The sequence below is a fragment of the Actinosynnema sp. NPDC023658 genome (assembly GCF_040639995.1).
Lineage (GTDB): Bacteria > Actinomycetota > Actinomycetes > Mycobacteriales > Pseudonocardiaceae > Actinosynnema.
Genome location: NZ_JBFAAX010001380.1, coordinates 1 through 1,212 on the forward strand (window position 1 = coordinate 1; position 1,212 = coordinate 1,212).

A 1,212-nucleotide genomic window follows, 5' to 3' on the forward strand; every position below is an offset into this window, starting at 1 on the left:
GCCGCCTCGCACCGCAGCAGCTCGACCAGCACCTCCTCGTCACGCGGTCGTTCGGCGGCCACCCCGGCGAGCAGGTCCACCGCCTCCGCCGGCCGGTCCAGGCGGGAGAGGGCGAGCGCGCGGGCCCGCACCAGCGCGCGGTGCGCGGCCCGCCGTTCCGCCCTCAGCGCGGTGACCGGGTCGGCGGCGTCGGCCGGGTCCGCACCGGTGCCGTCCCACAGGGCGAGGCCCTCGTCGGCGTGCGAGAGCGCGGCGGCGTGGTCGCCGGCACCCGCGCACCGGGCGGCCGCGGCGGCCCGGACCAGCACCGCCGAGCTGTCGACCTGGTCCTCGCCCAACGCCAGCCGGTAGCCGGTCGGCGTCCGCGCGATGACCTCGGCGCCCAGCCGGGACCTGGCGCGGGACACGAGGATCTGCACGGCCTTGGGCGGGTTCTCCGGTCGCCCCTCCGGCCAGAGCCCCTCGACCAACCGGCCGGTGCCGCACCCCGTGCGCAGGTCACCCGCGAGCAGGGCAAGGAGACCGCGCAGCCGCGGACCCGCGATGTCCGTGCCGCGGAAGGAGACCCGTGACAGCAGGACGAGGTCGGCGGTCACGGCGCCAGGGTAGCGGGCGTCCGCGCGGTCCGGGGTTGAGCGCGCGGCGGAACGGGTAACGCGGGGAGGAGACGATCTCGGGGGAGGTTCTCGATGGCGCAACGGGTTTCGCACGTGAAGGTCGCGCTGACCGGTCTGCTCGCCGGCGGGCTGTTCGGCGTCAGCCAGGGGTTGCTGCACGGCAACCTGTGGCTGGGCCTGGGCATGGGTGTGCTCTTCGGCGGCGGTATGGCCCTGCTGATGCGGCGGGTGTGGGGATCGACGGCGTTGAAGGGGCTGGACCGCGGTCAGCGCCGCGCCGTCTCTCGGGCGATGCGGCGCGGCGAGCCGGTCGACGACCCGCGCCTGGCCCGACCGCTGGTGGACCAGGTCGACGCGGTGCTGGCCATGCCCTACCCGGCCACGGTGCTCCGGGTGGTGTTCGTGCTGCTCGGTCTGTTCGGGCTGCTGGTGATCGTGCTGGACTCCCTGGACGAGGGGAGGTTGGAGATCGGCGGCGGGGCGATGCTCGTCGTCGTCTCGCTGCTGATGCTGTCCATCGTCCCGCTCGGCCTGCGGCAGCGCGAGCGGTTCCGGCGGTCGCAGGACGCCACCCGGCAGCGGCACCGGCTGTCCG

The 1,212-nt window shown here is 75.6% G+C and carries 2 protein-coding genes; one reads left to right on the forward strand and one right to left on the reverse strand.

The features are described 5' to 3' along the window. Positions 1-596, reverse strand: a 596-nt coding sequence (locus tag AB0G02_RS41160; RefSeq protein ID WP_360806268.1) for a BTAD domain-containing putative transcriptional regulator, incomplete at its 3' end; no start/stop codon positions are given. Positions 597-689: 93 nt separating this feature from the next. Between AB0G02_RS41160 and AB0G02_RS41165 the strand changes: the two genes are divergently transcribed. After that, positions 690-1,212, forward strand: a 523-nt coding sequence (locus AB0G02_RS41165) for a hypothetical protein (RefSeq protein WP_360806271.1), incomplete at its 3' end; no start/stop codon positions are given.